Below are 26096 nucleotides of genomic sequence, written 5' to 3'. Positions count from 1 at the left end.
ATGGCAGACGCGCACGCAAAACCACAGCATGACTATCATCTCGTCGACCCGAGCCCATGGCCTTTCCTAGGCTCGGTAGGGACGCTCGTCATGGCCTTTGGCGGTGTCGCCCTGATGGAATATCTGAAGGGCGGGTCGTTCCCGATCTTCGGCTTCAACATCGCCAATCCGTGGCTGTTCTTCATCGGCCTCGTGATCGTCCTCTACACCATGTTCGCCTGGTGGTCGGACACGATCAAGGAAGCGCATGAGGGTCATCATACGCGGGTCGTGTCGCTGCACCTGCGCTATGGCATGATCATGTTCATCGCCTCGGAGGTGATGTTCTTCGTTGCCTGGTTCTGGGCCTATTTCGATGCCAGCCTTTTTGCCGGTGAGGCACAGAACTACGCGCGCGCCACATTTACTGGTGGCGTCTGGCCGCCGAAGGGCATGGAGGTTCTCGATCCCTTCCATTTGCCGCTCTACAACACCGTCATCCTGCTGCTGTCGGGCACCACGGTGACCTGGGCGCACCATTCGCTTCTTCACGGCGACCGCAAGGGGCTGATCAACGGCCTGGTGCTGACCGTCGGCCTCGGCATGCTGTTCACCATGGTGCAGGCCTACGAGTACATGCACGCTCCGTTCGCTTTCAAGGATTCCATCTATGGCGCCACCTTCTTCATGGCGACCGGCTTCCACGGTTTCCACGTCATCATCGGCACCATCTTCCTGTTGGTCTGCCTGATCCGGGCGATGAAGGGTGATTTCACCCCCAAGCAGCATTTCGGCTTCGAGGCGGCCGCCTGGTACTGGCACTTCGTCGACGTGGTCTGGCTGTTCCTGTTCGCCTCGATCTACGTCTGGGGATCGGTCGGCGCGGTGATCGAGGGCCACTGATCCAGGCCTGAGGGATTTTCCTTTCTGGAGGCGGCCGCGGCAACGTGGCCGCCTTCTTCTTTTTGGCGCAATGATCGCTGATCGATAGCCGATGCGACTGACAATCTTCCGGGCTATTTGCGCATTGATGATCGGGGCACTCCCGGCCTTTGCCGGCGAGAAGGTGGACCTGGTGCGTGTTCACAAGGCCGAACGCCGGCTGGAACTGATCGGCGACGGCAAGGTCCTGCGAAACTACGGCATCGCGCTCGGCGGCGATCCCGTCGGGCACAAGCACCAGGAGGGCGATCAGCGCACGCCCGAGGGGAACTATGTCCTCGACTGGCGCAACCCGAACAGCATCGCGCACAAATCGATCCATATTTCGTACCCCAATGCCGACGATGAGACCGCCGCCAAGGCGCGCAATGTCGGCGCGGGCGGCATGATCATGATCCACGGCCAGCCGAATGATTATGGCTGGTGGGGCTGGCTGCTTCAATTGGTCGACTGGACCGACGGCTGCATTGCGGTTACGGACTCCGACATGGACGAAATCTGGGCGCTGGTGGCCGATGGCACACCGATCGAAATCGAGCGGTAAGCAATGAGCGACGACGCTCCCATGAGTGAAGACAGAGCGATCTGGCCGCCGATCGATCCGATCTCGGCCGGCCTGCATGGCCGCTGCCCGCGCTGCGGCGAGGGGCGGTTGTTCTCCGGCTTCCTCACTGTCGGCAAGCGCTGCGTCAATTGCGGCCTTGATTATTCCTACGCCGATGCTGGCGACGGGCCGGCGGTGTTCGTCATCCTGATCATAGGCTTCCTTATCGTCGGCCTGGCGCTCTGGGTTGAAGTCACGCTTAGCCCGCCGCTCTGGCTGCATCTGCTGGTCTGGATTCCGCTGGCTGTCGTGCTGTGCCTGGCGGCGCTGCGGCTGATCAAAGGCGTGCTGCTGACGCTGCAATACCGCAACAAGGCGGCCGAAGGCCGGTTGGATCGCGGCGAATGAGCGAGGCAACCGTTAAAGCCGATGGCCGATCGCGGCCTAGGACGGCATTGCTGCTCGGCCTTGGCCTTGTGCTGTTCCTGATCCTGCTGGCGCTCGGCACCTGGCAGGTGCAGCGCCTGTATTGGAAGGAAGGCCTTCTGCAGACCATCGACCAGCGCACTCATTCAGCGCCGCGGCCGCTGGCCGAGGTCGAGAAAGAATTCGCAGCCACCGGGGACGTCGATTATACGCCCGTCGCCGTCACCGGGACGTTCCTGCATCAAGGCGAACGGCATTTTTACGCGACCTGGGAAGGCGATGCCGGCTTCAATGTCTACACGCCGCTGGCGCTCGACGACGGCCGCTTCGTCCTGATCAATCGCGGCTTCGTGCCTTACGATCTGAAGGATGCCGCCAAGCGCGCCAAGGGACAGGTGACTGGCAGAGTGACGGTCACGGGGCTCGCCCGCAACCCGCTGCCGGCAAAGCCGTCGATGATGCTGCCCGACAACGATGTGGCGAAGAACATCTTCTACTGGAAGGACCGCGACGTCATGGCGGCGAGCGCGGGCCTGCCGGCTGGGTTCACGCTGGTGCCGATCTTCATCGACGCAGACAAGACTCCAAATCCAGGCGGATTGCCGGTTGGCGGCGTCACCATCATCGACCTGCCGAACAGCCATCTGCAATATGCCGTCACCTGGTACGGGCTTGCCGCAGCGCTCGCCGCCGTGCTCATCCTGCGGCTTCGCCGCCCCGCGAAAGAGGAATGAACGCGAGCGACGCCCCCTTTCTACCGATGCCCTTGACAGGGCAGGGGTGCGCACCTCATTTCGGCTTTGATCAACCGGCCCGGATTTAATGCTTCAGACAACCACCAAACCACCTCTGACGATCCGGCTCTGCCAGCCGCGCGGTTTTTGCGCCGGTGTCGACCGTGCCATCCAGATCGTCGTGCTGGCGCTGAAGAAATATGGCGCGCCGGTCTACGTCCGCCATGAAATCGTGCACAACCGCTACGTCGTCGAGGGGCTGCAAAGCCTTGGCGCCGTCTTCATCGAGGAACTCTCCGAGATCCCGGCCGAACATCGGCAGTCGCCCGTCGTGTTCTCGGCGCATGGCGTGCCGAAATCGGTGCCGGCGGATGCGAAGGCGCGCAATCTCTTCTATCTCGATGCCACCTGCCCGCTGGTGTCGAAGGTCCACAAGCAGGCCATGCGCCATCAGCGGCTCGGCCGTCATGTGCTGTTGATTGGTCACGCCGGACATCCCGAGGTGATCGGCACCATGGGCCAGCTCCCGGACGGAGCGGTGACCCTGATCGAAACCGAAGCCGATGCCGCAAAGCTCTCGCCCACCGATCCGCAGGCGCTAGGCTTCGTTACCCAGACCACATTGTCGGTCGAGGACACCGCCGGCATCATCCGCGCCTTGCAGGATCGCTTTCCGGCGCTGCAGGCGCCAGCGGCGGAATCGATCTGCTATGCCACCACCAACCGCCAGGAAGCCGTCAAGGACACCGCGCCGGGCGCCGATCTCTATCTGATCGTCGGCGCGCCGAATTCATCCAATTCGCGACGACTTGTCGAAGTGGCGGAGCGTGCAGGCGCCACCATGTCGCTTCTCGTGCAGCGCGCCGCCGAGATTCCGTGGAATGACATCGGCAACATTTCGACGCTCGGCCTGTCGGCCGGCGCGTCGGCGCCCGAAATCATCGTCGACGAGATCATCGACGCGTTCCGGCAGCGCTTCGATGTCACGATCGATCTGGCCATCACGGCCACGGAAACGGAGGATTTTCCGGTCATGCGGGTACTGCGCGATGTCGAACTGACGCGGGCCGACATGGCCTTCGTCAATGGAGCCGCGTAAGGCACATGGCGGTCTACACTGACGTCGCGGAAGGCGAACTCGGCGCATTCCTGAAGCACTATCCGGTCGGCGATCTCCTGTCCTACAAGGGCATCGCCGAAGGCACCGAGAACTCGAACTTCCTGCTGCACACCTCGAGCGGCTCCTACATCCTGACGCTCTATGAGAAACGCGTCGAGAAGGCGGATCTGCCGTTTTTCCTCGGGCTGATGGGCCATCTCGCCTACAAGGGCGTGTCCTGCCCGCTGCCGGTGACCGCGCATGACGGCAGCGTCATCGGCACGCTCGCCGGCCGGCCGGCGGTCATCATCACCTTCCTGGAAGGGCTTTCGTTGCGGCGGCCCACAGCCACGCATTGTGCCGAGGTCGGCAAGGCGTTGGCGCAATTGCATCTGGCCGGCGCCGATTTTTCGATGACGCGTCCGAATGCCCTGGCTATCGACGGCTGGCGCAAGCTCTGGGACGCAGCGCGCGACCGCGCCGACGAGGTCGAGCCGGGCCTGGCGGCCGAGGTTGATGCCGACTTTGCCGATTTTGAGCGCAACTGGCCCAAAGACCTGCCGCAAGGCATCATTCATGCCGATCTTTTCCCGGACAACGTTTTCTTCCTCGGCGAGAAGCTCTCCGGCCTGATCGACTTCTATTTCGCCTGCGACGACCTCTATGCCTACGATGTCGCCACCTGCCTCAACGCCTGGTGCTTCGAGAAGGATTTTTCCTTCAACCTGACCAAGGGCAAGGCGCTGCTCGCCGGCTACCAGAGCGTCCGGCCCCTGAGCGATCAGGAAAAGGCTGCGCTGCCGATGCTGGCGCGCGGTTCGGCGTTGCGCTTCATGCTGACCCGGCTATACGACTGGCTGACCGTCCCCGATGGCGGGCTGGTGATGAAACGCGATCCGACCGAATACATCAGAAGGATGCGGTTCCACCGGGCGATCAAATCTCCTTCGGAATATGGATTGGCCTGATATCATGAGCAAACAGGTTGAGATCTTCACCGACGGCGCTTGTTCGGGCAATCCCGGCCCTGGCGGCTGGGGCGCGATCCTGCGCTTCAACGGCACCACCAAGGAGCTTTCCGGCGGTGAGGCCGAGACGACCAACAACCGGATGGAACTGTTGGCTGCTATCTCGGCGCTGAACGCGCTGAAGGAACCGTGCACGGTCGAGCTTCACACCGACAGCAAATACGTCATGGACGGCATTTCCAAGTGGATCCACGGCTGGAAGAAGAACGGCTGGAAGACCGCCGACAAGAAGCCTGTCAAGAACGGTGAACTCTGGCAGGCGCTCGACGAGGCCAACAAGCGCCACCAGGTCACCTGGAACTGGGTCAAGGGCCATGACGGCCATGTCGAGAACGAGCGCGCCGACGAACTCGCGCGCGAAGGCATGGCGCCGTTCAAGAAAGGCCCGTTCAAGCCTGCAGCAGCGCCAAAGCCTGCTGCGCCGGCAAAACAGCCGGCAGTCGCGAAGGTGCGGCGCTCGACCCAGAGCTATTGAATTTCAGGAGCGGCGCGGCTCGGGTACGAAGAAGCGGATCAGCCAGCGGGCGGCGGCAACTACTACGATATCGGCGCGCATTCCGTTGTCTACGGCTGGCAGCCGATCGACAGGCCGACACAGCCGTAAGCGCTTATCGTATCAGCAGCGCCGTGCCCCAAAGCCCAAGTGCGAACACCGTGTGCGACACCAGGTTCAGCGCCCGGATCCGCATCGGGTTGGGCCGCTTCGAGGCGGCCCAGCCGGCGCCCATGCCGGGTGCCAGCAGGAACCAGCCGGCGCCGACGGTGACAATGCCGAGGATGAAGGCCGGCAGAAATGTCGGCGCGGCAAGCCAGCCCGCTCCGGCCAGCACCACCAGGATGATGCCGTAGATGATGCCGACAAAATAGTGAAAGGCCCAACCCAGCGCCTTTTCATGCGCGTATGGTGCTGTATCGCCGATATCGTCGTGAAAGACCTTGTCACGGAGATGCCAGACCCAGCGGCCGACCGGCCCCCAGTTCGGCCGTGGCTGGCCGAACGCCTTGTGCAGGAAGATGGCCCAGAGATCCATCAGCACGGTGGCGCCGACGCCGATCGCGATAGCGCGCCAGAAGATGTCAAACATCGCTAGGATCCCCCCAAAGCAACCCATGAACCACAAGCGCCATCGCCGTTGCGGCCGAAGGCGCACTGAAGTTCAGAGCTGTCCCAGAATATGGGCCGCGCCGGACTCGTCGACACCGGGCTTGGTCTCGACATTGAGCGCGGTGACCTTGCCGTCGTCGACGATCATCGAAAATCGCTTCGAACGCAGCCCCATGCCGCTGGCGGAAAGGTCATTGTCGAGGCCCACTGCCTTGGCGAAATCGCCACTGCCGTCGGCCAGGAACAGGATCTTGCCCTCGCCGCCGGTGAAGCGCGCCCAGGCGCCCATGACATGGACGTCATTGACCGAAACGACGGCGATGGTGTCGACGCCGCGCGCCAGGATGGCGTCATGGTTCTCGAGATAGCCGGGCAAGTGGTTGTTGCTGCAGGTCGGCGTGAAGGCGCCGGGAACTCCAAACAGAACGACCTTTTTGCCCGGGAAGATCTCGGCCCCGGTGATCGGCTTGGCGCCGTCGTCGGTCATCGTCTTGAAGGTCACGTCAGGCAGCTTGTCGCCAACGGAAATGGTCATGGATTCCTCGCTTGGGAAAATGGGGAAGGACGTGTCTTTGCGTAGCGAACCCAACGGCTTCCTGCAACCGTTGCGATGGGCTGGATCAAGGGAAAGGCAGAACCCCTTCGACAGCGCCCGCCGCACTCGTCAGCGTATAGTGAAGCCCGCCATCGGTCGGCGTCGTCGAGGGGCGGTCGAGGATCGGCACGGTGAAAATCAGCTTGCCGTCCTTTTCGCTGCGGGCCGGGGTGCCGAACATGTAATCCCGCTCGCCGGCAACGAAGAAATCCGCCGCCGCCGGATCGCCGGGAAAGCTCGCCTCGACAATCAGCGTCTCATGGTCGCCCGGCAGCACATTGATGCCGAAATCGGACCTCGCGGGCGCAGGCAGTGCCGTAAAACTCGCCTTCACCAGCGCCGCGTCCTCGGCATTGTCCGGATCGGAGGCGGGGTCGACGGTCAGCCGCGTCTGCACCGGAATGCAGATCGTTTCGCAGATGCCGAGAAAGATGTCGGCATCGATCACCGCCGGCTGGTTCGGCGTCGCCAGCGTGAATGTCACCGGCAGAGAGACCGGATAGTTGTAGCCCGCCCATTTGCCATAGCCGTCGTCATGGCGCTGCGGCGCCGGAAACGACAGAGCGGCGTCGGCGATGTTGGTGCTGGCCGAAATGTCGAGTTGCGGCGGCACGCCCGCGTCTCCCGGATCGCGCCAATATGTCTTCCAGCCGGGCTTGAGCGCTATGTCGAGAACGCCCTGTATGCGGCCGGCATCGTCGGCTTTGCCTGATGTAACCAGCCGGACCTTGCCGCCTTCGCTGTTGTACCACGCCGACGAAGAGGCGGCGGCGGGAAGAGCGGTGGCCGATCCGATGGCGGCGCCGAGCAGCAGGATTTTCAAGCTTCGCATGGCGGTGATTTGATCGTCCGTTCGTGGCCGCGCAATGATTTCATGGCCTTGCCGGTATCATATTTGCGTGACTTCGAGGGAGAAGAATGTTCGAGCCGCCGCCACAGGCTTTGGTCGAATCCAGCACGGCGCATCTTTTCGGCGCTTTGGAAACGCGTTACGCTCCCTTCATGGACTTGTTGCGCCACAAGAAGACGGTCGCTAGTCGCGGCTTTCTCGACGATCAGTTCCTGATTGCCATGCCCGGCATGAAGGACGACCGTTTCACGCGCTCGGTCATCTATGTCTGCGCCCATTCCGATGAAGGCGCCATGGGCCTGATCATCAACCAGACGCAGCAGATGCTGTTTCCGGACTTGCTCGTGCAACTGGGCATCATGAACGAGCAGGAGGCAATCCGCTTGCCGGCTCAGGCCCGCGATTTCGTCGTGCGCAATGGCGGCCCCGTGGATCGCAGCCGGGGCTTCGTCCTGCATTCGGGCGACTATCGGGTGGAATCGTCGCTGACCGTTTCCGACGACATCTGCCTGACGGCGACCGTCGACATATTGCGCGCCATATCGTCCGGCCGCGGGCCTCGTCATGCGCTGATGGCGCTCGGCTATTCCGGCTGGGGCGCCGGCCAATTGGAGACCGAGATCGCAGAAAATGGCTGGCTGACCTGTCCGGCCAGTGCCGAGCTTCTGTTCGACACCGATATCGAGCGCAAATACGACCGGATCCTCGCCTCGATCGGTATCGACCTTGCGCATCTCAGCCTCGCTGCCGGACACGCCTGATCCGTTTACGCTTGCGTCAGCGGATACTGCTCTTTCAGCGTCTTCAGCACCTGGTCGCCCGGCATCGGCGCGCCGAACATGAAGCTCTGGACATATTCGCAGCCCATCTGGCGCAGTTCCAGCGCGTCGCTCTCGTCCGAAATGCCCTCGGCGACGACGGACAGGCCGAGTTCATGCGCCATGTTGACCATCGATTTCAGCAGCACCGCGCGCTTGGGTGTGTTGTCGTCGACGAAGCTCTTGTCGATCTTGATGGTGTCGAAGGGGAAACGCGTCAGATAGGCCAATGAGGAATAGCCGGTGCCGAAATCGTCCAGCGACAGGCCGATGCCGAGCTGCTTCAGCTTGGTCAGCACATGGGCGGTCTGCTCGGGATTGTCCATGACAAGCGATTCGGTGAGTTCGAGCCGGAAGCAGCGCGGCTTCAGGTTGGCCCGCGCGATGACCGAGCGGACGTCGCTGACCAGGTCGCGGCGGATCAACTGCCGGCTGGACAGATTGACCGAGACCGACAGCGGCGCGTCGCCGATCTGCTTTTGCCAGCTGGCGAGGTCTTCCGCCGCCTGCTGCATGGCAAACAGGCCGAGCTGCACGATCAGTCCGCAGCTTTCGGCGACCGGGATGAAATCCGCCGGCGGGATCATGCCGCGGCGCGGGTGGTCCCAGCGCAGCAGCGCCTCGAAGCCGGCGACACTGCCGTCCTCGAGCCGCACGATCGGCTGGTAGGCAAGCGTGAATTCGCGTCGCTCGATGGCGCGGCGCAGGTCGGATTCGAACTGCAGCCTGTCGGTGCCGACAGTGCGGAAAGCCGGACGGAACGGCTCGATCCTGTCGCCGCCGAAGCGCTTGGCCTGATGCATGGCAAGCTCGGCATCCTTGACCATGTCCTCGGCCGACATCTGTGGCGAATTCCAGGTGATCAATCCGATCGAGGCGGTCAGCACGATCTCGCGCTTGGCAAAGGTGATCGGATTGTTGATGGCATGCTTGATGGCATCCGCCACGGCGGCGATGCGGGCCGGGTCCTGTTCGGACAACAGCATCAGCGCAAACTGGTCGCCGGCAAAGCGCGACAGCGAGTCCTTCGGCTTGAGCAGCCGGTGCAGGCGACGCGCGATGGTCAAGAGGATGGTGTCGCCGGCCGAGATGCCGAGCCCGTCATTGACCTGCTTGAAACGGTCGATGTCGATGACGAAGACGGTCGGACGCACCTTCTCTTCGGTGCGCGCGATCGAGATGATCGCTTCCAGCCGGTTCATCAAAAGTTCGCGGTTCGGCAGGCCGGTCAGGTTGTCGTGCACGGCATCGTGCAGCAGCCTTTCCTCGGACTTTTTCTGCTCCGTCACGTCGACCATGGTGCCGACGCAGCGGATGACTTCGCCGTCGGATCCGATGACCGGGCGCGCGCGCAGCGAGAACCAGTGATAGTGGCCGTCGGCACCGCGCAGGCGAAAATTCTGCGACACCCGACCACGCCGGTGCTCGAGCACGACGTCGAGCGTCGTGCGGAACGTGTCGCGGTCGTCGGCATGCAGCACCGGCAGCCAGTTACGCGCCGCACCGCCGAGGCTGTTCGGCGCCAGCCCGAGTTGGATGCTGACATCGGGCTTGGTGACGACGCGGTCGCGCAGCACGTCCCAGTCCCACACCGTGTCGCCCGATCCGGCGACAGCAAGCGCCTGCCGCTCCAGATCGGAGAACAGGCCCTGATGCAGCGCGCCGCCGGCAAAGGCATGCTGCATGACAGTGAAGCCGATCAGCAGGATGATCAGGATCAGCCCGCCGCCCAGGGCCGGCTGGGCGATGTCGTTGTCGAGCATGCCGGTGATCGCCATCCACGACCCGCATAACCACAACAGCACCATGACCCAACTGGGCACCAGCATGATCGCACGATCATAACCACGAATCCCGAGGAAGATGATCAGGCCAAGCCCCGTCAGTGCGGTGGCGGCGAAGGACAGCCTGGCGATGCCGGCGGCGACCGCGGGATCGACGATCGCGACGCCGGCGATCAGCACCAGCCCGAGTATCCAGACCAGCGCGCCATAACTGAAATGGCCGTGCCATCGGTTGAGGTTGAGATAGGCGAACAGGAACACCACGAAGGTTCCCGCCAGCGCCACCTCCGTTCCCGCCCGCCACATCTGCTCATTGCCGGGCGAGATCTCGATGACCTTGTTGAGGAAGCCGAAATCGACGCAGATATAGGCCAGTACCGCCCAGGCAAGCGCGGCGGTCGCGGGGAACATCGAGGTCCCCTTGACCACGAAAAGGATGGTCAGGAACAGCGCCAGCAGGCCCGCAATGCCGATGACGATGCCGCGAAACAGCGTGTAGGAATTGACCGAGTCCTTGTAGGATTCGGGATCCCAGAGGTAGACCTGCGGCAGCTTCGGCGAGGCCAGTTCGGCGATGAAGGTGATCACCGTGCCGGGGTTCAGCGTCACCCGGAAAACGTCGGCGTCGGGACTGGTCTGGCGGTCGAGCGCGAAGCCTTCGCTGGGCGTGATGGCAGCGATGCGGGTCGAGCCCAGATCCGGCCAGAAGATGCCGGAATTCACCAGGCGGAAATGCGGTGCGACGATCAGCCGGTCGAGCTGCTGGTCGGTGGTGTTGGCGAGCGCGAAGACAGCCCAGTCGCCGGTCGAACGGGCATCATTGGCCTCGACCTCGATGCGCCGCACGATGCCGTCCGGACCCGGCGCGGTCGACACCTGGAAATTCTCGCCCTGGTTGCGGTAGATCTCGACGGCGCCGGAAAGGTCGAGCGCGACGTCGTCGCGGGCGATCTTGATCGGCTCGACGGCGAAGGCCGACGATGCCGCCCACAGCGTCAGGAGTGTCGCGAGGACAATGGCGAACAGCGGCCCGTTGCGCAGGAATTTCGTCAAAATCAGTCCTTCGTTCCAACGCCCGGCGGATCGTCCGCGATCCGGGCGTAGAGGTAGTGGTCCTGCCAGATGCCGTTGATCCTGAGATAGGATCGCAGCAGTCCTTCGCGCCGAAATCCGGCTTTTTCAAGCACGCGGATCGACCTGATATTGTCGGGAATACAGGCCGCTTCGATCCGGTGCAACCTCAGCGTATCGAAGGCGAAGCGGGTCACCACCTTGACCGCGTCGGTCATCAGGCCGCGGCCGCCGAAGCGCTCGCCGATCCAGTAGCCGACATGGCCGCTCTGCGAGACACCATGGCGTATGTTGCCGAGCGTGATGCCGCCGGCAAGCTTGCCGCTGCTCCTCTCGAAAATGAAGAAGGCGATAGCGGTTCCCTGAGCATAATCCTCGCGGTAGCGGCTGATGCGCAGCCGCCATGCGTTGCGGTCGAGTTCATCGGGAGTCCAGCGTGGCTCCCATGGTTCGAGGAAAGCGCGGCTTTCCCCGCGCACCGCCGCCCACTCGCGATAGTCGTTGGTGAACGGCACGCGCAGCGTGACACGGTCGCCCTTCAGTGCCGGCAGGTCACGGCGAAAGAAAGGGAGCGCGAACATGGCGCTTTGAGGGGCTTAGACGGCGAGCTTGCGGGCCGCGGTCTGCGTGCCCGCCAGCGATTCGAGAATCGCCTCATAGGGCGCCAGTGTGCCCACAGGCCCGACAGCGGTAAGCGTCGGCTTGGTCGAGAACAAACGCGACGATAGATCGGTCAGCCGCTCGATCGTCAGCGCCGACAGCCGTTCCATCAGTTCCTCCTTGGCGATCGGCCGGCCGAACAGAAGCAGTTGCCGTGCGATCTGCGAAGCGCGGCTGGCCGGGCTTTCGGCTGACATGATCAGTCCGGCGCGATATTGGGCGCGCGCCCGGTCGAGTTCTTCCTGCAGGATCTTCTCGCCGGCCTTCTGCAGTTCGTCGATGATGACAGGCACCAGTTCGGCGATGTCGCTCTGGCCGGTCGCTGCATGGACGCCGAAGACGCCGGTGTCGGAAAAGCCCCAATGGAAGGCATAGACCGAGTAACACAGGCCGCGCTTCTCGCGGACCTCCTGGAACAGGCGCGACGACATGCCGCCGCCGAGGATCATCGACAGCACCTGCGAGGCGTAGAAGTCGCGCACATGATAGGCGCGGCCTTCGAACCCCAGCACGATCTGCGCGTCCATCAGGTCGCGGTCCTCGCGAAAATCGCCGCCGACATATTGCGCATATTGCGGGATGGTGCTGTCGGCCTTGCTGCGGAAGCCGCCGAGCTGCTTTTCGACCTCGCGCACGAAATTGTCATGCTTGATGTCGCCGGCGGCGACAATCACCATGCGCTCGGCGCCATATTGCCGCTCTATGAAGTCGTGAAGTTGTTTCGAGGTGAAGGACTTGACCGTTTCGGGCGTGCCGAGAATGGAGCGCCCAATCGTCTGATGGCGATAGGCGGTTTCCGTGAAACGGTCGAAGACGATGTCGTCGGGCGTGTCGTGCGCGGCGCCGATCTCCTGCAGGATCACATGCTGTTCGCGTTCGAGTTCCTGCGGGTCGAATTCGGACTCCTGCAGGATGTCGGCAAGAATGTCGACGGCCAGCGGCACGTCGTCGGAGAGCACCCTGGCATAGTAGGAGGTGGTCTCGACGCTGGTGGCGGCGTTGATTTCGCCGCCGACGTCCTCGATCTCCGAGGCGATTTCGAAGGCGCTCCGCCTTTTCGTGCCCTTGAACGCCATGTGCTCGAGCAGATGGGCCATGCCATGCTCGTCGTCACGTTCATTGCGGGCACCCGACTTCACCCAGGCACCAAGGGCAACCGATTCGATGCTTTGAAGGGTTTCGGTGGCGACTGTCAGGCCGTTCGACAGACGGCTTACCTCAACACCCATATGGCTACTACTCCCTAACGCGCCGCCCGCGCGCGGCGGCCGACGTAATCTTCCACCATTTTCAGGTCGGATGGAAGTACCGTGTATTTTTCCTCCGATGTCATCAACCCACCTAGCCACGCGGGCAGTGCGGGCGACACGCCGCTGGCGGCTTCGACGGCGGCCGGGAATTTTGCCGGGTGCGCTGTACCCAGCACCACCATCGGCACGGCGCCTGACGCCTTGCCTGCGGCGACATGCACGGCTGCCGCAGTGTGCGGATCGAGCAGATAGTTGCTGGTCGCGAGCGTCGAGCGGATGGTGGCGGCGACCTCGTCCATATCAGCGCGGCCGGCGTCGAATTCGGACCGCATCCCGGCAATTTGGTGGGGTTCGATGGTGAAAGCACCGGACTGCTTCAGGCCGTCCATGTAGCGCCGCACGGTCGCGGCGTCACGGCCGGAGGCCTCGAACAGCAAGCGTTCGAAATTCGACGACACCTGGATATCCATCGACGGCGACGTGGTCGCAAAGACGCCCTTGGTGCGGTATTCGCCGGTCGAAAAAGTGCGCGCCAGGATGTCGTTGTCATTGGTGGCAATGACCAGCCGATCGATCGGCAAGCCCATCTTCTTGGCGGCATAGCCGGCAAAGATATCGCCGAAATTGCCGGTCGGCACGGTGAAGGAAACCGGCCTGTCCGGCGCGCCGAGCGACAGCGCCGAGGAGAAATAATAGACGATCTGGGCCATGATGCGGGCCCAATTGATCGAATTGACGCCCGAAAGCGCCACCCGGTCGCGAAAGCCGTGATCGTTGAACATGTCCTTGAGCAGGCCCTGGCAATCGTCGAAATTGCCTTCGATCGCCAGCGCATGGACGTTTGCAGCCGTCGACGTCGTCATTTGCCGCTGCTGCACCGGCGAGACGCGGCCATGCGGGAAAAGGATGAAGATGTCGGTCCGGCTGCGACCGGCAAAGGCATCGATGGCAGCCCCGCCGGTATCGCCCGAGGTGGCGCCGACGATGGTGGCGTGCTGGTCGCGTTCGGCAAGCACATGGTCCATCAGCCGGGCCAGAAGCTGCATCGCCACGTCCTTGAAGGCGAGCGTCGGCCCGTGGAAGAGTTCCAGGACGAAGGTGTTGGGGCCGGTCTGCACCAGCGGGCAGACGGCCTCGTGGCGGAAGGTGGCATAGGCTTCCCGCACCAGCCGCTCGAAGACGGGCGCCGGGATTTCGCCGCCAAGGAACGGCGACAGCACGCGGATGGCAAGGTCGGGATAGGCAAGGCCGCGCATGGCGCGGATCTCGGCGGCGGAAAACTGTGGCCACTCGCGCGGCACGTAGAGCCCGCCGTCGCGCGCCAGCCCAGCCAGCACTGCGTCGGAAAATCCAAGAACGGGGGCTTCCCCGCGGGTACTCACATAGTGCATGTCACAATTCCGTTACTGCCTGGCTTTTTCCGTCCACCGCAAGGTGGTTAATTCTGCGCTGGCTCAGTCGCATTTTTGCCGCGCGGTTGATATACGTCACCAGCTTTGCGAGAGGGAAGTGCAGTTTCATGGCGTTTCGTACATTCAGTGGTCGCTTTTTGGCGGGTCTTGCGCTCACCGGCTTTATGCTTGCCGCCGCCGGCTGCCAATCGGGCGACAATGGCATCCTGAACCTCGGCATCGGCAAGAAGGAGGACCCGACGGCGCCACCGCCGCCGCAGGATCCCAAGATCCTGGCCAGCCAGTTGCAGGCCTATTGTCCCAGGGTGACGGTGCGGGACGGCACGGCCTTCTTCAACACCTATTCCAGGGAAGCTCAGAAGCCCAAGCCCAGGATCAAGAAGACCGGCGATGCCGCGCAGGATGCCGCGGCCCAGGCCGAGGCTGACGCCGCAGCTGCAACGCCGCCCGACGATTCGGCCAATATCATCTACCAGGCGTCGGTCAGCGACGTGACACGCGACTGCAGCCGTGCCAACGGCCAGTTGACGATGAAGATTGCGGTCGCCGGCAAGATTGTCCCCGGACCGAAGTTTTCTCCAGGCACGATCACCATGCCGATCCGAACGGCGGTGATGCACGGCACCGAGGTCCTCTATTCGCAGCTCCACCAGTATCAGGTCCAGGTCACCGATCCTTCGGTTGCCACGCAGTTCGTCTTCACCGATTCCAATGTCGTCGTGCCCGAGCCGACGGCCCAGGATTATCAGGCCTTTGCCGGCTATGACGAAACCGCGCATCAGGCAACGGCCGACAAGTCGAAGAAGACCCGCCGCAAGAGGGCTGCCGCGACGAACTAGGTCTCGGCAGTTGCATGAGGCGTGCGTCGCGGCGCACGCTTCTCAGGCGTCCGACCACTCCGACAGCGCGGCGATCACGCTTTTCAGCTCTGCCCAGCGGCGGATCACCGTTTCGGCGCCGGCCTCGGTGAGCGCGTCGGCATGGCCGGGATAACTGTGTCCCGCGCCGGTGAAGCCGATCACCCGCATGCCCGCCGCCCTTGCGCCGTGGACGCCGTGCACGGAATCCTCGATAACGAAAGTGTTCGCCGGGTTGGCGCTGAGTTTCTCCGCCGCAAACAGGAACACGTCCGGCGCCGGTTTCGTTTTCCCGGTCGGTGTTTCCATCGCCGAAAAAATCCGGTCGGCGAAAAACGGCAGAAGATGCACCTTCTCCAGCATGAATTCGATCCTCTCGGAGCGTGAATTCGAGCAAACACAGCGCGGCACGGTTACCGCGGCAACGGCCTCGCGCGCGCCATCGATGGCGCGGACGTCACTGCGCAGTTTGCGGTCGACCAATTGTTCCTCCCTGTCGATAAGAGAGGCCTGGAAGGGAATGCGGGACTTTTCCTCGACCCGCAGCATGATGTCCTTGAAGGTCAGGCCGGCATAGCTCTCCGAAATCTCCTCAGCCGATATCTCGTATCCTGCCAAGGTCAAAAGCTCGGCGTCGACGCGGGCGGCGATGATCTCGGAATCGACGAGCACGCCGTCGCAATCGAAGATGACAAGGTCTGGCTGGGGCATGGTGATCCGGACAATGGGAGGGCGAAGTGGCCTCGGAAGGCTCAGGCGGCGCGGCATACACCAACAGGGCCGCCTTCGCAAATTCGCCACACCCGTCCCTTGGCCTTCACGGAATATTTACGCTGATCGGTAACCATAACCAGGAGTAAACAGTAACGCGTGCCTTTGGTGTCAGAATGTCTGCCGTGCGTCTTCTCGACGAGCTTTCCCACGCTCCCCAGCAATCCGAATGGCTGGACACGATCCTCAAGGGCGACTGCGTCGCCGCGCTAGACCGGCTGCCCGAAAAATCGATCGACGTCATCTTCGCCGATCCGCCCTACAATCTGCAGCTCGACGGCGACCTGCACCGCCCTGATCAGTCGAAGGTCGACGCCGTTGACGACGATTGGGACCAGTTCGAGAGTTTCGAAGCCTATGATGCTTTCACGCGTGCCTGGCTGCTGGCGGCGCGCCGGGTGCTGAAGCCCAACGGCACCATCTGGGTCATCGGCTCCTATCACAACATCTTCCGTGTCGGCGCCAAGATGCAGGATCTCGGCTTCTGGATCCTCAACGACGTCGTCTGGCGCAAGACCAACCCAATGCCGAATTTCCGCGGCCGCCGCTTCCAGAACGCGCATGAGACGATGATCTGGGCCACGCGCGACCAGAAGGGCAAGGGTTACACCTTCAACTACGAAGCCATGAAGGCGTCCAACGACGATATCCAGATGCGCTCCGACTGGCTGTTTCCGATCTGCACCGGCGGCGAGCGGCTGAAGAACGACAATGGCGACAAGCTGCACCCGACGCAGAAGCCGGAAGCGCTGCTTGCCCGCATCATGATGGCCTCGACCAAACCGGGCGACATCGTGCTCGATCCGTTCTTCGGCTCCGGCACCACCGGCGCGGTGGCCAAGCGCCTCGGCCGCCATTTCGTCGGCATCGAGCGCGAGCAGGCCTACATCGACGCCGCCAACGAGCGCATCGACGCGGTGCGGCCGCTGGATGGTGCCGATCTCACCGTTCTCACGGGCAAGCGCGCCGAGCCGCGCGTTGCCTTCGTCAGCCTGATCGACACCGGCCTGATGATGCCGGGTGCGACGCTCTACGATGCCAAGAAGCGCTGGGCGGCCAAGGTGCGGGCCGACGGCACGGTGGCGATCGGCGACAGCGCCGGTTCGATCCACAAGGTCGGCGCCGAAGTGCAGGGGCTGGATGCCTGCAACGGCTGGACCTTCTGGCATTATGAGCGCAGCGGTGGCCTGACCCCGATCGACGAGCTTCGCCGCATCGCGCGGCTCGGCATGGAGCGGGCAGGGGCCTGAGCCCCTGCCAATTGCTTCGAATGCCGTTGATTCAAAGGCTCAACGGATCGCGCGAAGCGATTCAAATCAGGCCTTGATTCCGAGACGTTCAAGGTCTGCTTGAAGCGTCCTTGCGTCGGTGAACAGCACCGATTGCCAGCCTGCCGCCTTGGCGCCGTCGACATTCTTCTGGCTGTCATCGATGAACAGCGTCGCGGCCGGTTCGAGGCCGAATGCGGCGACGTGGTGATCGTAGATGGCTCGGTCGGGCTTGATCTGGCGAATATCGGCCGACACCGTCACGCCGCGCGGACGATTGAGGAAATCGAAGCGCTCGCGGGCCTCGGCCAGCGTGTCGCTGGCGAAATTGGTCAGCATGGTCACGTCGTGGCCGCTCTCGATCAGACCGACCATGATGGCGACGCTGTCCTCATAGGCATGCGGCACCATCTCGTGCCAGTGGCGGCGGAAACCGCGGATGTTTTCCGCGTGATCGGGGTGGTCCGCGATCAGCAGCGCCTCGGCCTCTTCCCAGGTCCGGCCGCGATCCTGCTCGATGTTCCAATCATGCGTGCAGACATTGTCGAAAAACCACTTTCTCTCTTCGGCATCCGGAATGAGGCGGCTGAACGGAATGTTGGGATCGTAGTGGATCAGCACGCGGCCGATGTCGAAAACGATGTGGCGTATTTCAGTCATGGGGCCTCTTTGCACTGTGTGGCGACGGCTTTTTCGTCGCGCCGGGTATCGCAGCCTCGATTGCCTTTTTCATGACAGTCGGCAGCGCCTCGCCGGAAATCTCGTGAGCGAGCGACCAGAAATGCCCGTCTGGCGCATCACCTTTGATGTGAGCGTGAAAGACTTCGAGTTCGAGAGCGAAATGCGTGAAGACATGCGCAATGCGGCCCGCATGCCGCCAGTCGGCGGGAAACGGCGCGGCCGCTTGCGTGGTTGCCCCATCGATCCGCGCGGTCCAGCCTGTCGTCGGCACCTCGGTCATGCCGCCGAGCAAGCCCTTCTCGGCCCGTTTGCGCAGAAGGATCGCGCCGTCGGCCCGTGCGGCGACAAAGGCCGCGCCGTGCCGCTGCGGCTTGTCGGCCTTGGGCAGGCGCACCGGGAAGTACTCGGGATCGCCTGAAACGACCGCGCTGCAGTCTTCGCGTAGCGGGCACAGCATGCAGCGTGGCCGGCGTGGCGTACAGATGGTGGCGCCGAGATCCATCATCGCCTGGGCGAAGTCGCCAGGCCTTATCCCGGGCACCATGCGCTCGACATGGGCGCGGATCTCGGGCTTGGCTTCGCTGAGCGGGGTTGTGATCGAAAACAGCCGGGAGATGACACGTTCGACATTGCCGTCGACAACCGCGGCGGGGCGATCGAAGGCAATCGCCGTGATGGCCGCCGACGTATAGGCGCCGATGCCGGGCAGCTCTCTCAAACCCGTCTCCGTGTCGGGAAACCGGCCGCCACGCTCGGCCACAAGATCGGCACAAGCCTTGAGATTGCGGGCGCGGGAGTAGTAACCGAGCCCCGCCCACGCCTTCATCACGTCCTCGGTCGGCGCCGCGGCCAGCGCCTCGACATCGGGCCATTTCTCGACGAATACCCGGAAATAGGCCTTCACTGCTTCGACGGTGGTCTGCTGCAGCATGACCTCGGAGAGCCAGATGCGGTAGGGATCAGGCCGCACGCCGCGTGCATGCTCACGGGGCGTGATGCGCCACGGCAATTCACGGTGATGCACATCATACCAGCCGAGCAGGCGGGATGCGATATCGTCGCTGACACCGGATGCAGCTGTGCTGCTATCTCCAGATGCAGCTATGCTGCTATCTGCGGATGTGGCTTTGCCACTATCCCAGGATGCGGTCTTGCGGGTCTGGTCTGCTGGTGCCATTGATCTTGTATTGGCCTGGCCGGTATCTGCTGGGTCGTCGCTGGAGGACGTACATGGCAGGGAGAACGCCCTACGGCAATCCCGTCCCGGTCAGCGATCTCGCGACCAGGATCCTCGATCCGGTGCTGCGCAAGCGGGCCGGCATTTCGATCGGCCTCGTCCAGTCATGGGACGAGATCGCCGGCCCACGGCTGGCCAGCCACTCGCGCCCCGAAAAAATCCAGTGGCCGCGCCGTATGCATGAGGACGATCCGTTCGAGCCGGCCGTGCTGGTCATTGCCTGCGAAGGCATGGCGGCACTTCATCTGCAGCACGAGACGGGCGAGATCATCAACCGGGTCAACGCCTTCCTCGGCTTCACCGCCATCAACCGCATCAGGATCCTGCAGAAGCCGGTGACAGCCGACAAAGGAAAGCGCAGACCGGCCCTGAGACCGCTGACCGCGGCTGAGAAGACGAAATTGTCGGGGACTGTCGGCCTGGTCGATAATGAAGGACTGCGCGCCTCGCTGGAGAAACTTGGCGCGACCATTATTGGGGAGAGAAAATCATAGGCGTCTTGAAGAAAGTCATGGATTCGTCGTCTATATCTCGCATTCGTGATCGCCCTTGTCAGGTTTCGCGATTGGATTGGGGATCGAGATGCCTTAATTCGCGCCAACTCTCGCCTTTTCGTGTCTTTGCATTGCAAAATCCAACCCTTGTCAGGTGATTCGTATGAACCGTCCCCCGTTTGGCCAAAGCTTGTCTCGCAGAAACGTCCTGTCTTCGCTGGCCGCCATTCCGGCGGTGGCCCTGCTCGCGGCCTGCAGCGACTCTGGCGAGGAGGCGAAGGCTGCGAATGTGAAGCCCGCTGAGCCGGCCGCTCCCGCAAAGCCGGCCACGCCGGCCGCCGCCACCGCGCCGGAAGCCCAGGGCACCGTGGACATGACGGAACTGATGAAGCCGGGCGCGCTGCCCGACAAGCAGCTTGGCAAGGACGACGCCAAGGTCACCATCGTCGAATACGCCTCGATGACCTGCCCGCATTGCGCGCATTTCGCCGAGACCACCTTTCCGGACCTGAAGACCAAGTACATCGACACCGGCAAGGTTCGCTACATCCTGCGCGAATTCCCGTTCGACCCGAGCGCCGAAGCCGGTTTTATGCTGGCGCGCTGCGCCAAGGATAACTATTACCCCATGGTCGACGTCCTGTTCCGGCAGCAGGCGAACTGGGTTGGCGTCCAGAATACCAAGGATGCGCTGCTGCAAATCTCGAAGCTCGCCGGTTTTACACAGGAGTCCTTCGAGGCCTGCTTGACGGACCAGAAACTTCTGGACGATGTGAGATCGGTCCAGAAGCGCGGCGCCAATGAATTCAAGGTCGACTCGACACCGACCTTCTTCATCAACGGTAAGACCTACAAGGGGGCGATGTCGATTGAGGAAATGTCGGCCATCATCGACCCTCTGCTCTGACGTCCAGTCAGCCCTGAGGCGGCGGCGCTTCGGCGTGCGCGGTTTCTTGTCGTGCCGCGAATTCCTTTCGAAAAACCACGGAAGTCCGCTTAGTGGGCGGCGCGAATGAAGTTTTCCCGCCTTCGCCTCCTCGGTTTCAAGTCCTTCGTCGAGCCCGGCGAGTTCGTCATCGAACGCGGCCTGACCGGCATTGTCGGACCGAATGGCTGCGGCAAGTCGAACCTTGTCGAGGCGCTGCGCTGGGTGATGGGCGAAAGCTCCTACAAGAACATGCGCGCGTCCGGCATGGACGACGTCATCTTTTCCGGCTCGGGCACTCGGCCCGCCCGCAACACCGCCGAAGTCACGCTTTTCCTCGACAACAGCGACCGCTCGGCGCCCGCTGCCTTCAACGATGCCGACGAACTGCAGGTGTCGCGCCGCATCGAGCGCGAGGCCGGCTCGCTTTACCGTATCAACGGCAAGGAGGCCCGCGCCAAGGACGTGCAGCTTCTGTTCGCCGACCAGTCGACCGGTGCGCGTTCCCCGTCGATGGTCGGCCAGGGCCGCATCGGCGAACTGATCCAGGCCAAGCCCCAGGCACGCCGCGCCCTGCTCGAAGAGGCGGCAGGCATTTCCGGCCTGCACACCCGCCGCCACGAGGCAGAACTGCGGCTGAAGGCGGCCGAGCAGAACCTCGAACGACTGGACGACGTCGTCGGCGAGCTGGAAAGCCAGATCGAAAGCCTGAAGCGCCAGGCGCGCCAGGCCTCCCGCTTCAAGAACCTGTCGGCCGATATCCGCAAGGCCGAAGCAACGCTGTTGCATCTGCGCTGGACGCTGGCCAAAACCCAGGAAGGCGAGGCGCGATCGGCGCTGGCGGTTGCCACGGCACTGGTCGGCGACCGCGCCGCGGCCCAGATGGCCGCCGCCAGGGAGCAAGGCATAGGCGCCCATCGGCTGCCGGACCTGCGCGACGCGGAAGCCGCCGCCGCCGCTGCCTTCCAGCGCCTCTCGATCGCCAAGTCGCAGATCGAAGAGGAAGCCGGCCGCATCCGCGCCCGTCAGAGCGAACTCGAGCGCCGGCTGCAGCAGCTCGACGGCGATATCGCGCGTGAGGAGCGCATGGTCCGCGACAACGCGGACATTCTCGAGCGCCTGCGCGCCGAAGAGGCGGCACTCAATTCGGAAAATGCTGGTGCCGCCGAGCGCGAGGCCACCACCCGCGCGGCTTTCGAACAAGCGGCATCTACGCTTTCACAAAGCGAAGCCAAACTCGCCGCGCTGACTGCCGAGCGGGCCGAGGCTGCCGCCTCGCGCAACCAGATCGAACGGACGCTGCGCGATACCGCCGAGCGCCGCGACCGCTTCGCTCGTCAGCTTGCCGATGTCGACCGGGAATTGTCGGAGATACTCTCCAAGGTCGCTGGCCTGCCCGATCCGGCCGAGAAGCGCGTGCTGGTCGAACAGGCCATGGCGCTGCTGGAGGAGGCCGAGGCTGCCGTGTCCGAGGCCGAGCAGTCGGTCATCGATGCCCGTGCTGCCGAAAGCGCTGCCCGGCCACCGCTCCAGGATGCCAGGGCCGAGCTGGCACGGATCGAAACCGAAGCGCGCACGCTGGCAAAAATCCTCAATGCCGCCAGCGGCGATCTCTTCCCGGCCGTGCTGGAGCAGATCAGCGTCGATCGCGGTTTCGAAACGGCGCTGGGTGCAGCCCTTGGCGAAGACCTCGACGTGCCGCTCGACCGCAGCGCGCCGGTGCATTGGGGCGAAGGCGCGATCCAACCCGGCGACGCGGCTCTGCCGGAAGGCGTGAAGAGCCTGGCCAGCGTGGTCCACGCGCCGGCACAGCTCGCCCGCCGCCTGGCGCAGATCGGTATCGTCGATGCCGCCAGCGACGGCCGCCGGTTGCAGCCGCTGCTTGCTCCCGGCCAGCGGCTGGTCAGCCGTGAAGGCGCGCTGTGGCGCTGGGACGGCTTTACCGCCAGCGCCGATGCGCCGACCGCCGCGGCGCAACGGCTGGCGCAGAAGAACCGGCTGGCTGAGCTCGATGCCGAGGCGATACAGGCGACGCTCGTCCTGCGCCAGGCCGAGGAGGCGCTGGGAGAGGCCGAACAGGCGCTCCGCCTGGCAAGCGAGGCCGAGCGCAACACGCGCCAGGCCGGTCGTGACGCACAGCATCGGCTGGACGCCGCCCGCAATGCACTGGCTGAGGCCGAGAGGGCCGGCGGCGAATTGCAGAGCCGGCGCGCAGCACTCGATGAAGCGCGCGCCCGCATCGTCGACAGCCATGAGGAGATTTCGGCCGCCTTCGCCGAGGCGGAAATGCTGCTGCAGGACGCGCCCGATCTTGACGATCTGCAATTGCAGCTCGAACAGTCCTCGGCCAATGTCGCCCGCGACCGCGCCGCGCTTGCCGATGCGCGTGCGGTGCATGAGGGGCTGCGCCGCGAAGCCGAGGCGCGCGCGCGCCGGCTCGATGCCATTGGCGCCGAGCGCAGCAATTGGCTGGAGCGGGCCGAAAACGCCTCGACGCAGATCGCCTCGCTCGGTGAACGCAAGGCCGAGGCCGAGGCCGAACGTGAGCGGCTGGCCGATGCGCCCGATGAAATCGACGCCAAGCGGCGCGCCCTGCTGTCGCAGCTCACCGAGGCCGAAACCTTGCGCAAGGCGGCGGCCGACCGTCTGCAGGAAGCGGAGAACCGGCAATCCGAACTGGACAAGGCCGCCACCGGCGCCATCCAGTTCCTGGCCGAGGCTCGCGAGACCCGCGTTCGCGCCGAAGAGCGGCTGACCGCGGCCGACGAACGCCGGCTGGAGGTCGAGGCGCGCATTCAGGAAACGCTGAACACACCGCCGCATCTGGTTATTCGCCATGCCGGTCTGGAGGCTGACAGCCCGATGCCTGAGATGCCCGAGATCGAGCGTCAGCTGGACCGGCTGAAGATCGAGCGCGAACGGCTGGGCGCCGTCAATCTGCGCGCAGAGGAAGAGCAGAAGGAGCTTTCCGACCGGCTGGAGGCGATCGTGTCGGAGCGCGAGGACATCATCGAGGCGATCCGCAAGCTCAGGCAGGCGATCCAGAGCCTCAACCGCGAAGGCCGCGAGCGGCTGCTTGCCGCCTTCGATGTCGTCAACGGCCATTTCCAGCGGCTGTTCTCGCATCTGTTCGGCGGCGGCACGGCGGAATTGCAGCTGATCGAATCCGACGATCCGCTCGAGGCCGGCCTCGAAATCCTGGCCCGCCCGCCCGGCAAGAAGCCGCAGACCATGACGCTGCTGTCGGGCGGCGAGCAGGCGTTGACGGCGATGTCGCTGATCTTCGCGGTGTTCCTGACCAATCCGGCGCCGATCTGCGTGCTCGACGAAGTCGACGCCCCGCTCGACGACCACAATGTCGAGCGCTTCTGCAACCTGATGGACGAAATGGCCGCCACCACCGAGACGCGCTTCGTCATCATCACCCACAATCCCATCACCATGGCGCGCATGAACCGGCTGTTCGGCGTCACCATGGCCGAACAGGGCGTCAGCCAATTGGTGTCGGTCGACCTGCAGGCGGCCGAGGCCATGCGCGAGGCAAGCTGACCCAGGTCGCGCTGGCTGGAATGGGCCGCACCGGAGCAATTTCAGGAAAAGTGTGCAAGCGGTTCTCGCCCGGCAAAAAATGTCAGGGCCGCGGACTGTGCCTGTGCGAATGATGTTTGGCCGGGGACCAGACGAAATAGAGCGATCCCAGTTTCAGCACAGGCACCCTGCGATCCCGCTCGCGATCACGCAGTTCGCGGTAGGTCTTCACCTTCAGTGTGCCCCCCGGCAATCTGATTCGCAAAGCCATGATGCATAGAGCTTACGTGCTTTCTCCAGACGATGGAAGATTCATTTCAAGTTCCTCATCAGTATTCGAGCTCCTGGAGGGGCGATCAGGAATTGTACTGGGCCACCAGATGACGAAATATTTGCCAAACTGCCAGACCGGGACTTCGCCCTTGTGCTCTCGCCGCCGCAACTCATAACGTTGCTTGACCTTCAATACACCGCCCGGAAGCCTGATCTTGATCGTCATCGTCCCTCAATACTGATGGCGCACTTCCTGGGTGCCGCGCCCAAAATATCTGTCCGGCCAAGTTAGAAAAAACGTTCACTCTCGGATCGGATCGGATCGGATCGTTGCAATCCGATTTCGCTGTGTCAATGGAGCCGAGGGCGAACTCCTGTGGCTATCGGCGCCGTGCAGATAAGGCTTGAGAGCGGGCTCAACCTCTGCGCCGCAAGATCCAGTTCACACAGATCACGGCCACGAGGCCACATGCGATGCCGGCGCAATCGGCAAACCAGTCGAACACATCCAGATCGCGCCGTATCAGCGCCGTGCCCTGCAGGACCTCGATCGCCGCTCCAATCATGGCCAGGAAGACGATTAGTCTTGTTTTTCGATCGGGCCAGCCGAGCCCTCCAAGGAAAGTCATGACGGCAAAGGCGCTGGCGTGGTTCAGCTTGTCGGAACGGAAACCGATATCGATCCCGTACTCTTCGAGTTGGGGTATAGGCAGCAGTGCAAGGGCAAGAACAGCGGCAAGCGTGGCGAAAAAGGCGATCCGTTCGACGGCTGGATAAAATCTCATTCTGTTCCAATCTTTGCCTGGCCGCCGGGAAAGTCGAATCCGGCTCGGTATTGGCAGTTCAGGCTGAAACTCGGATCGACGGCGTTGTTCTTCTAAAGCCGCAATTTTTGCTTGAGCTTTTTCAGCCAGGTCTGTTCCGCCTCATCCTGATTTTGATGCGCCGGGACGTAGCGCGGCCGTATCTTTTTTCCTTTGATGTAGAATGGCTTTTCGACTTCTCCAACCAGATTGACGAAAAGCCGGGATTTGTTGGTGGGTTGGCGGACTGTGACGCCGTGGACCGATTCAATCGAATTGATGAACAATACAAGAATGTTCTTGTCGTATTGAACTGTTTCGACGCATTCCAAATGGGTGTCGTCGACATAGGCATCATTGAAGAGTGCCGCTTTGGCTTTCAGCGTGGCGTATTTGGACTGGAAACGACTAATTGTCAGGTCCCCGCCAACGGCATCATAATCTTCCGGCCTCATATAAAACAGGCCAGAAAATAGCTTGTCGCCATTGTCGATGTGGCTTGTCCGCACCGATCCGGCATTGGTCACCGGCGTGTTCCCGCTGAGCATCGCATCCATCAGTATGTCGCGCGTTGCATAGGTGTCACTAAACCTGATGCCCGCTTTCATATTCTTGAGGCGTTCATAATTGGGGTAATAATCAGGGTAAAGCTTGTGAATATCGTCGTAGAACAGGTCGGCGACCTCGCCGAAAAATCCTTGCGATACATGGTAGGCGATAAAATCGCGCCATATTTGCGGCACGGCTTCGTTCGACCGAACGCGGTGGGCCTCATAATCCCACCTGGTGTTGTTGCGGGGTGTATCGATTTCGAGCGTTTCCGGAGCGGGAAACGTGCCGGCCAATTCCTGGTAGAGATCGAGGGGAAGGGCGTCACGCAGGATGACGTGTGGAAACGGCTCCGATCGAACGTCGGCCCTGGTGGCTCGTTGAAGGACTGAAAGCGGCTTTGACATCGATGG

At 63.0% G+C, this 26096-nt stretch carries 27 protein-coding genes; 13 read left to right on the top strand and 14 right to left on the bottom strand.

All coding sequences use genetic code 11. The features are described from left to right. The 7 genes from A9K65_RS27585 to rnhA all read left to right on the top strand — a co-directional run bounded on the left by A9K65_RS27585 (window position 1) and on the right by rnhA (window position 5227). Window positions 1-882, top strand: a complete 882-nt coding sequence (locus A9K65_RS27585) for a cytochrome c oxidase subunit 3 (RefSeq protein ID WP_064995145.1) — start codon at window positions 1-3, stop codon at window positions 880-882. A 91-nt stretch (window positions 883-973) separates the two neighbouring features. Further along, the gene (locus A9K65_RS27580) at window positions 974-1465 is read left to right on the top strand and encodes a L,D-transpeptidase family protein (RefSeq protein ID WP_064995146.1); all 492 of its coding nucleotides are present in this window, start codon (window positions 974-976) and stop codon (window positions 1463-1465) included. A gap of 21 nt (window positions 1466-1486) precedes the next feature. Next, window positions 1487-1873 carry a DUF983 domain-containing protein gene (locus A9K65_RS27575; RefSeq protein ID WP_024503617.1) on the top strand — a complete coding sequence of 129 codons (387 nt, stop codon included), beginning with the start codon at window positions 1487-1489 and terminating at the stop codon, window positions 1871-1873. Next, window positions 1870-2625, top strand: a complete 756-nt coding sequence (locus A9K65_RS27570) for an SURF1 family protein (protein WP_064995147.1) — start codon at window positions 1870-1872, stop codon at window positions 2623-2625. Before A9K65_RS27575 ends, A9K65_RS27570 begins: the two co-directional genes overlap by 4 nt. Window positions 2626-2713: 88 nt before the next feature. Then, window positions 2714-3724 (top strand): 4-hydroxy-3-methylbut-2-enyl diphosphate reductase, encoded by a 1011-nt coding sequence (gene ispH, locus A9K65_RS27565; protein WP_063167683.1) that lies wholly within the window; start codon window positions 2714-2716, stop codon window positions 3722-3724. Between the two features lie 5 nt (window positions 3725-3729). Then, the gene (locus A9K65_RS27560) at window positions 3730-4692 is read left to right on the top strand and encodes a homoserine kinase (protein WP_024503619.1); all 963 of its coding nucleotides are present in this window, start codon (window positions 3730-3732) and stop codon (window positions 4690-4692) included. A 4-nt stretch (window positions 4693-4696) separates the two neighbouring features. Then, window positions 4697-5227, top strand: coding sequence for a ribonuclease HI (gene rnhA / locus A9K65_RS27555; protein ID WP_064995196.1), 531 nt, complete (start codon window positions 4697-4699; stop codon window positions 5225-5227). A gap of 133 nt (window positions 5228-5360) precedes the next feature. On the opposite strand, the gene A9K65_RS27545 is transcribed toward rnhA, so the two are convergent. From A9K65_RS27545 to A9K65_RS27535, 3 genes are all read right to left on the bottom strand, one after another. Beyond that, window positions 5361-5837, bottom strand: coding sequence for a DUF2938 domain-containing protein (locus A9K65_RS27545; RefSeq protein WP_013532768.1), 477 nt, complete (start codon window positions 5835-5837; stop codon window positions 5361-5363). Between the two features lie 72 nt (window positions 5838-5909). After that, entirely contained in the window at window positions 5910-6392 is a 483-nt protein-coding gene (locus tag A9K65_RS27540; RefSeq protein ID WP_027164142.1) for a peroxiredoxin, read from the bottom strand. Between the two features lie 85 nt (window positions 6393-6477). Further along, window positions 6478-7284: a protein-disulfide reductase DsbD domain-containing protein gene (locus A9K65_RS27535; protein WP_027164141.1), complete on the bottom strand. Its 807-nt coding sequence runs from the start codon at window positions 7282-7284 to the stop codon at window positions 6478-6480. Window positions 7285-7454: 170 nt separating this feature from the next. Here A9K65_RS27535 and A9K65_RS27530 point away from each other — a divergent pair, with 170 nt between their 5' ends. Continuing rightward, on the top strand, window positions 7455-8063 hold the full coding sequence (locus A9K65_RS27530; RefSeq protein WP_013532765.1) for a YqgE/AlgH family protein: 609 nt from the start codon (window positions 7455-7457) through the stop codon (window positions 8061-8063). 5 nt (window positions 8064-8068) lie between these two features. Here the strand turns inward: A9K65_RS27530 and A9K65_RS27525 are convergent, their stop codons facing one another. Genes A9K65_RS27525 through A9K65_RS36545 form a run of 5 tightly spaced genes read right to left on the bottom strand, consistent with a single transcriptional unit; the run spans window position 8069 to window position 14406 of the window. Then, on the bottom strand, window positions 8069-10957 hold the full coding sequence (locus tag A9K65_RS27525) for an EAL domain-containing protein (protein ID WP_013532764.1): 2889 nt from the start codon (window positions 10955-10957) through the stop codon (window positions 8069-8071). A gap of 2 nt (window positions 10958-10959) precedes the next feature. Beyond that, complete coding sequence (locus A9K65_RS27520) at window positions 10960-11556, bottom strand: GNAT family protein (RefSeq protein ID WP_013532763.1); 597 nt, start codon at window positions 11554-11556, stop codon at window positions 10960-10962. A gap of 15 nt (window positions 11557-11571) precedes the next feature. After that, complete coding sequence (locus A9K65_RS27515; RefSeq protein WP_013532762.1) at window positions 11572-12864, bottom strand: pitrilysin family protein; 1293 nt, start codon at window positions 12862-12864, stop codon at window positions 11572-11574. Between the two features lie 14 nt (window positions 12865-12878). After that, window positions 12879-14276 (bottom strand): threonine synthase, encoded by a 1398-nt coding sequence (gene thrC, locus A9K65_RS27510; RefSeq protein ID WP_027164140.1) that lies wholly within the window; start codon window positions 14274-14276, stop codon window positions 12879-12881. A gap of 1 nt (window position 14277) precedes the next feature. Then, complete coding sequence (locus A9K65_RS36545; RefSeq protein WP_255337193.1) at window positions 14278-14406, bottom strand: hypothetical protein; 129 nt, start codon at window positions 14404-14406, stop codon at window positions 14278-14280. On the opposite strand from A9K65_RS36545, the gene A9K65_RS27505 reads away from it, so the two are divergent. After that, on the top strand, window positions 14405-15136 hold the full coding sequence (locus tag A9K65_RS27505) for a hypothetical protein (protein WP_024503623.1): 732 nt from the start codon (window positions 14405-14407) through the stop codon (window positions 15134-15136). The genes A9K65_RS36545 and A9K65_RS27505 overlap by 2 nt on opposite strands. A gap of 42 nt (window positions 15137-15178) precedes the next feature. Here A9K65_RS27505 and A9K65_RS27500 read toward each other — a convergent pair whose 3' ends face one another. After that, complete coding sequence (locus tag A9K65_RS27500) at window positions 15179-15865, bottom strand: HAD family phosphatase (protein WP_063171666.1); 687 nt, start codon at window positions 15863-15865, stop codon at window positions 15179-15181. A gap of 176 nt (window positions 15866-16041) precedes the next feature. Here A9K65_RS27500 and A9K65_RS27495 point away from each other — a divergent pair, with 176 nt between their 5' ends. After that, the gene (locus A9K65_RS27495; protein ID WP_013532758.1) at window positions 16042-17175 is read left to right on the top strand and encodes a site-specific DNA-methyltransferase; all 1134 of its coding nucleotides are present in this window, start codon (window positions 16042-16044) and stop codon (window positions 17173-17175) included. Between the two features lie 66 nt (window positions 17176-17241). Here A9K65_RS27495 and A9K65_RS27490 read toward each other — a convergent pair whose 3' ends face one another. Both A9K65_RS27490 and mutY read right to left on the bottom strand, forming a co-directional pair. Then, entirely contained in the window at window positions 17242-17853 is a 612-nt protein-coding gene (locus A9K65_RS27490; protein WP_013532757.1) for an HAD family phosphatase, read from the bottom strand. Further along, window positions 17846-19051, bottom strand: coding sequence for an A/G-specific adenine glycosylase (gene mutY, locus A9K65_RS27485; RefSeq protein WP_064995148.1), 1206 nt, complete (start codon window positions 19049-19051; stop codon window positions 17846-17848). The genes A9K65_RS27490 and mutY overlap by 8 nt, the downstream gene beginning before the upstream one ends. Before the next feature lie 53 nt (window positions 19052-19104). Between mutY and A9K65_RS27480 the strand changes: the two genes are divergently transcribed. The 3 genes from A9K65_RS27480 (at window position 19105) to smc (ending at window position 24079) form a co-directional block, all read left to right on the top strand. Continuing rightward, window positions 19105-19605 (top strand): DUF721 domain-containing protein, encoded by a 501-nt coding sequence (locus A9K65_RS27480; protein ID WP_013532755.1) that lies wholly within the window; start codon window positions 19105-19107, stop codon window positions 19603-19605. 163 nt (window positions 19606-19768) lie between these two features. After that, window positions 19769-20512 carry a DsbA family protein gene (locus A9K65_RS27475; protein ID WP_013532754.1) on the top strand — a complete coding sequence of 248 codons (744 nt, stop codon included), beginning with the start codon at window positions 19769-19771 and terminating at the stop codon, window positions 20510-20512. Window positions 20513-20617: 105 nt separating this feature from the next. Further along, the gene (smc, locus tag A9K65_RS27470; protein WP_064995149.1) at window positions 20618-24079 is read left to right on the top strand and encodes a chromosome segregation protein SMC; all 3462 of its coding nucleotides are present in this window, start codon (window positions 20618-20620) and stop codon (window positions 24077-24079) included. A gap of 262 nt (window positions 24080-24341) precedes the next feature. On the opposite strand, the gene A9K65_RS27465 is transcribed toward smc, so the two are convergent. The 3 genes from A9K65_RS27465 to A9K65_RS27455 form a co-directional block, all read right to left on the bottom strand. Further along, window positions 24342-24557 (bottom strand): hypothetical protein, encoded by a 216-nt coding sequence (locus A9K65_RS27465; RefSeq protein ID WP_081714302.1) that lies wholly within the window; start codon window positions 24555-24557, stop codon window positions 24342-24344. Window positions 24558-24747: 190 nt separating this feature from the next. Then, window positions 24748-25116, bottom strand: coding sequence for a hypothetical protein (locus tag A9K65_RS27460; RefSeq protein ID WP_064995150.1), 369 nt, complete (start codon window positions 25114-25116; stop codon window positions 24748-24750). Between the two features lie 92 nt (window positions 25117-25208). Further along, a complete protein-coding gene (locus tag A9K65_RS27455) occupies window positions 25209-26090 on the bottom strand; it encodes a hypothetical protein (protein WP_064995151.1) in 882 nt (293 codons plus the stop codon). Window positions 26091-26096 lie beyond the last annotated feature (6 nt).

This window comes from Mesorhizobium sp. WSM1497, assembly GCF_001672455.2.
In the GTDB taxonomy this organism is placed as follows: domain Bacteria; phylum Pseudomonadota; class Alphaproteobacteria; order Rhizobiales; family Rhizobiaceae; genus Mesorhizobium; species Mesorhizobium ciceri.
Note: the sequence above shows the minus strand (reverse complement) of the source record. Positions and strands in the feature narration are given on the sequence as shown.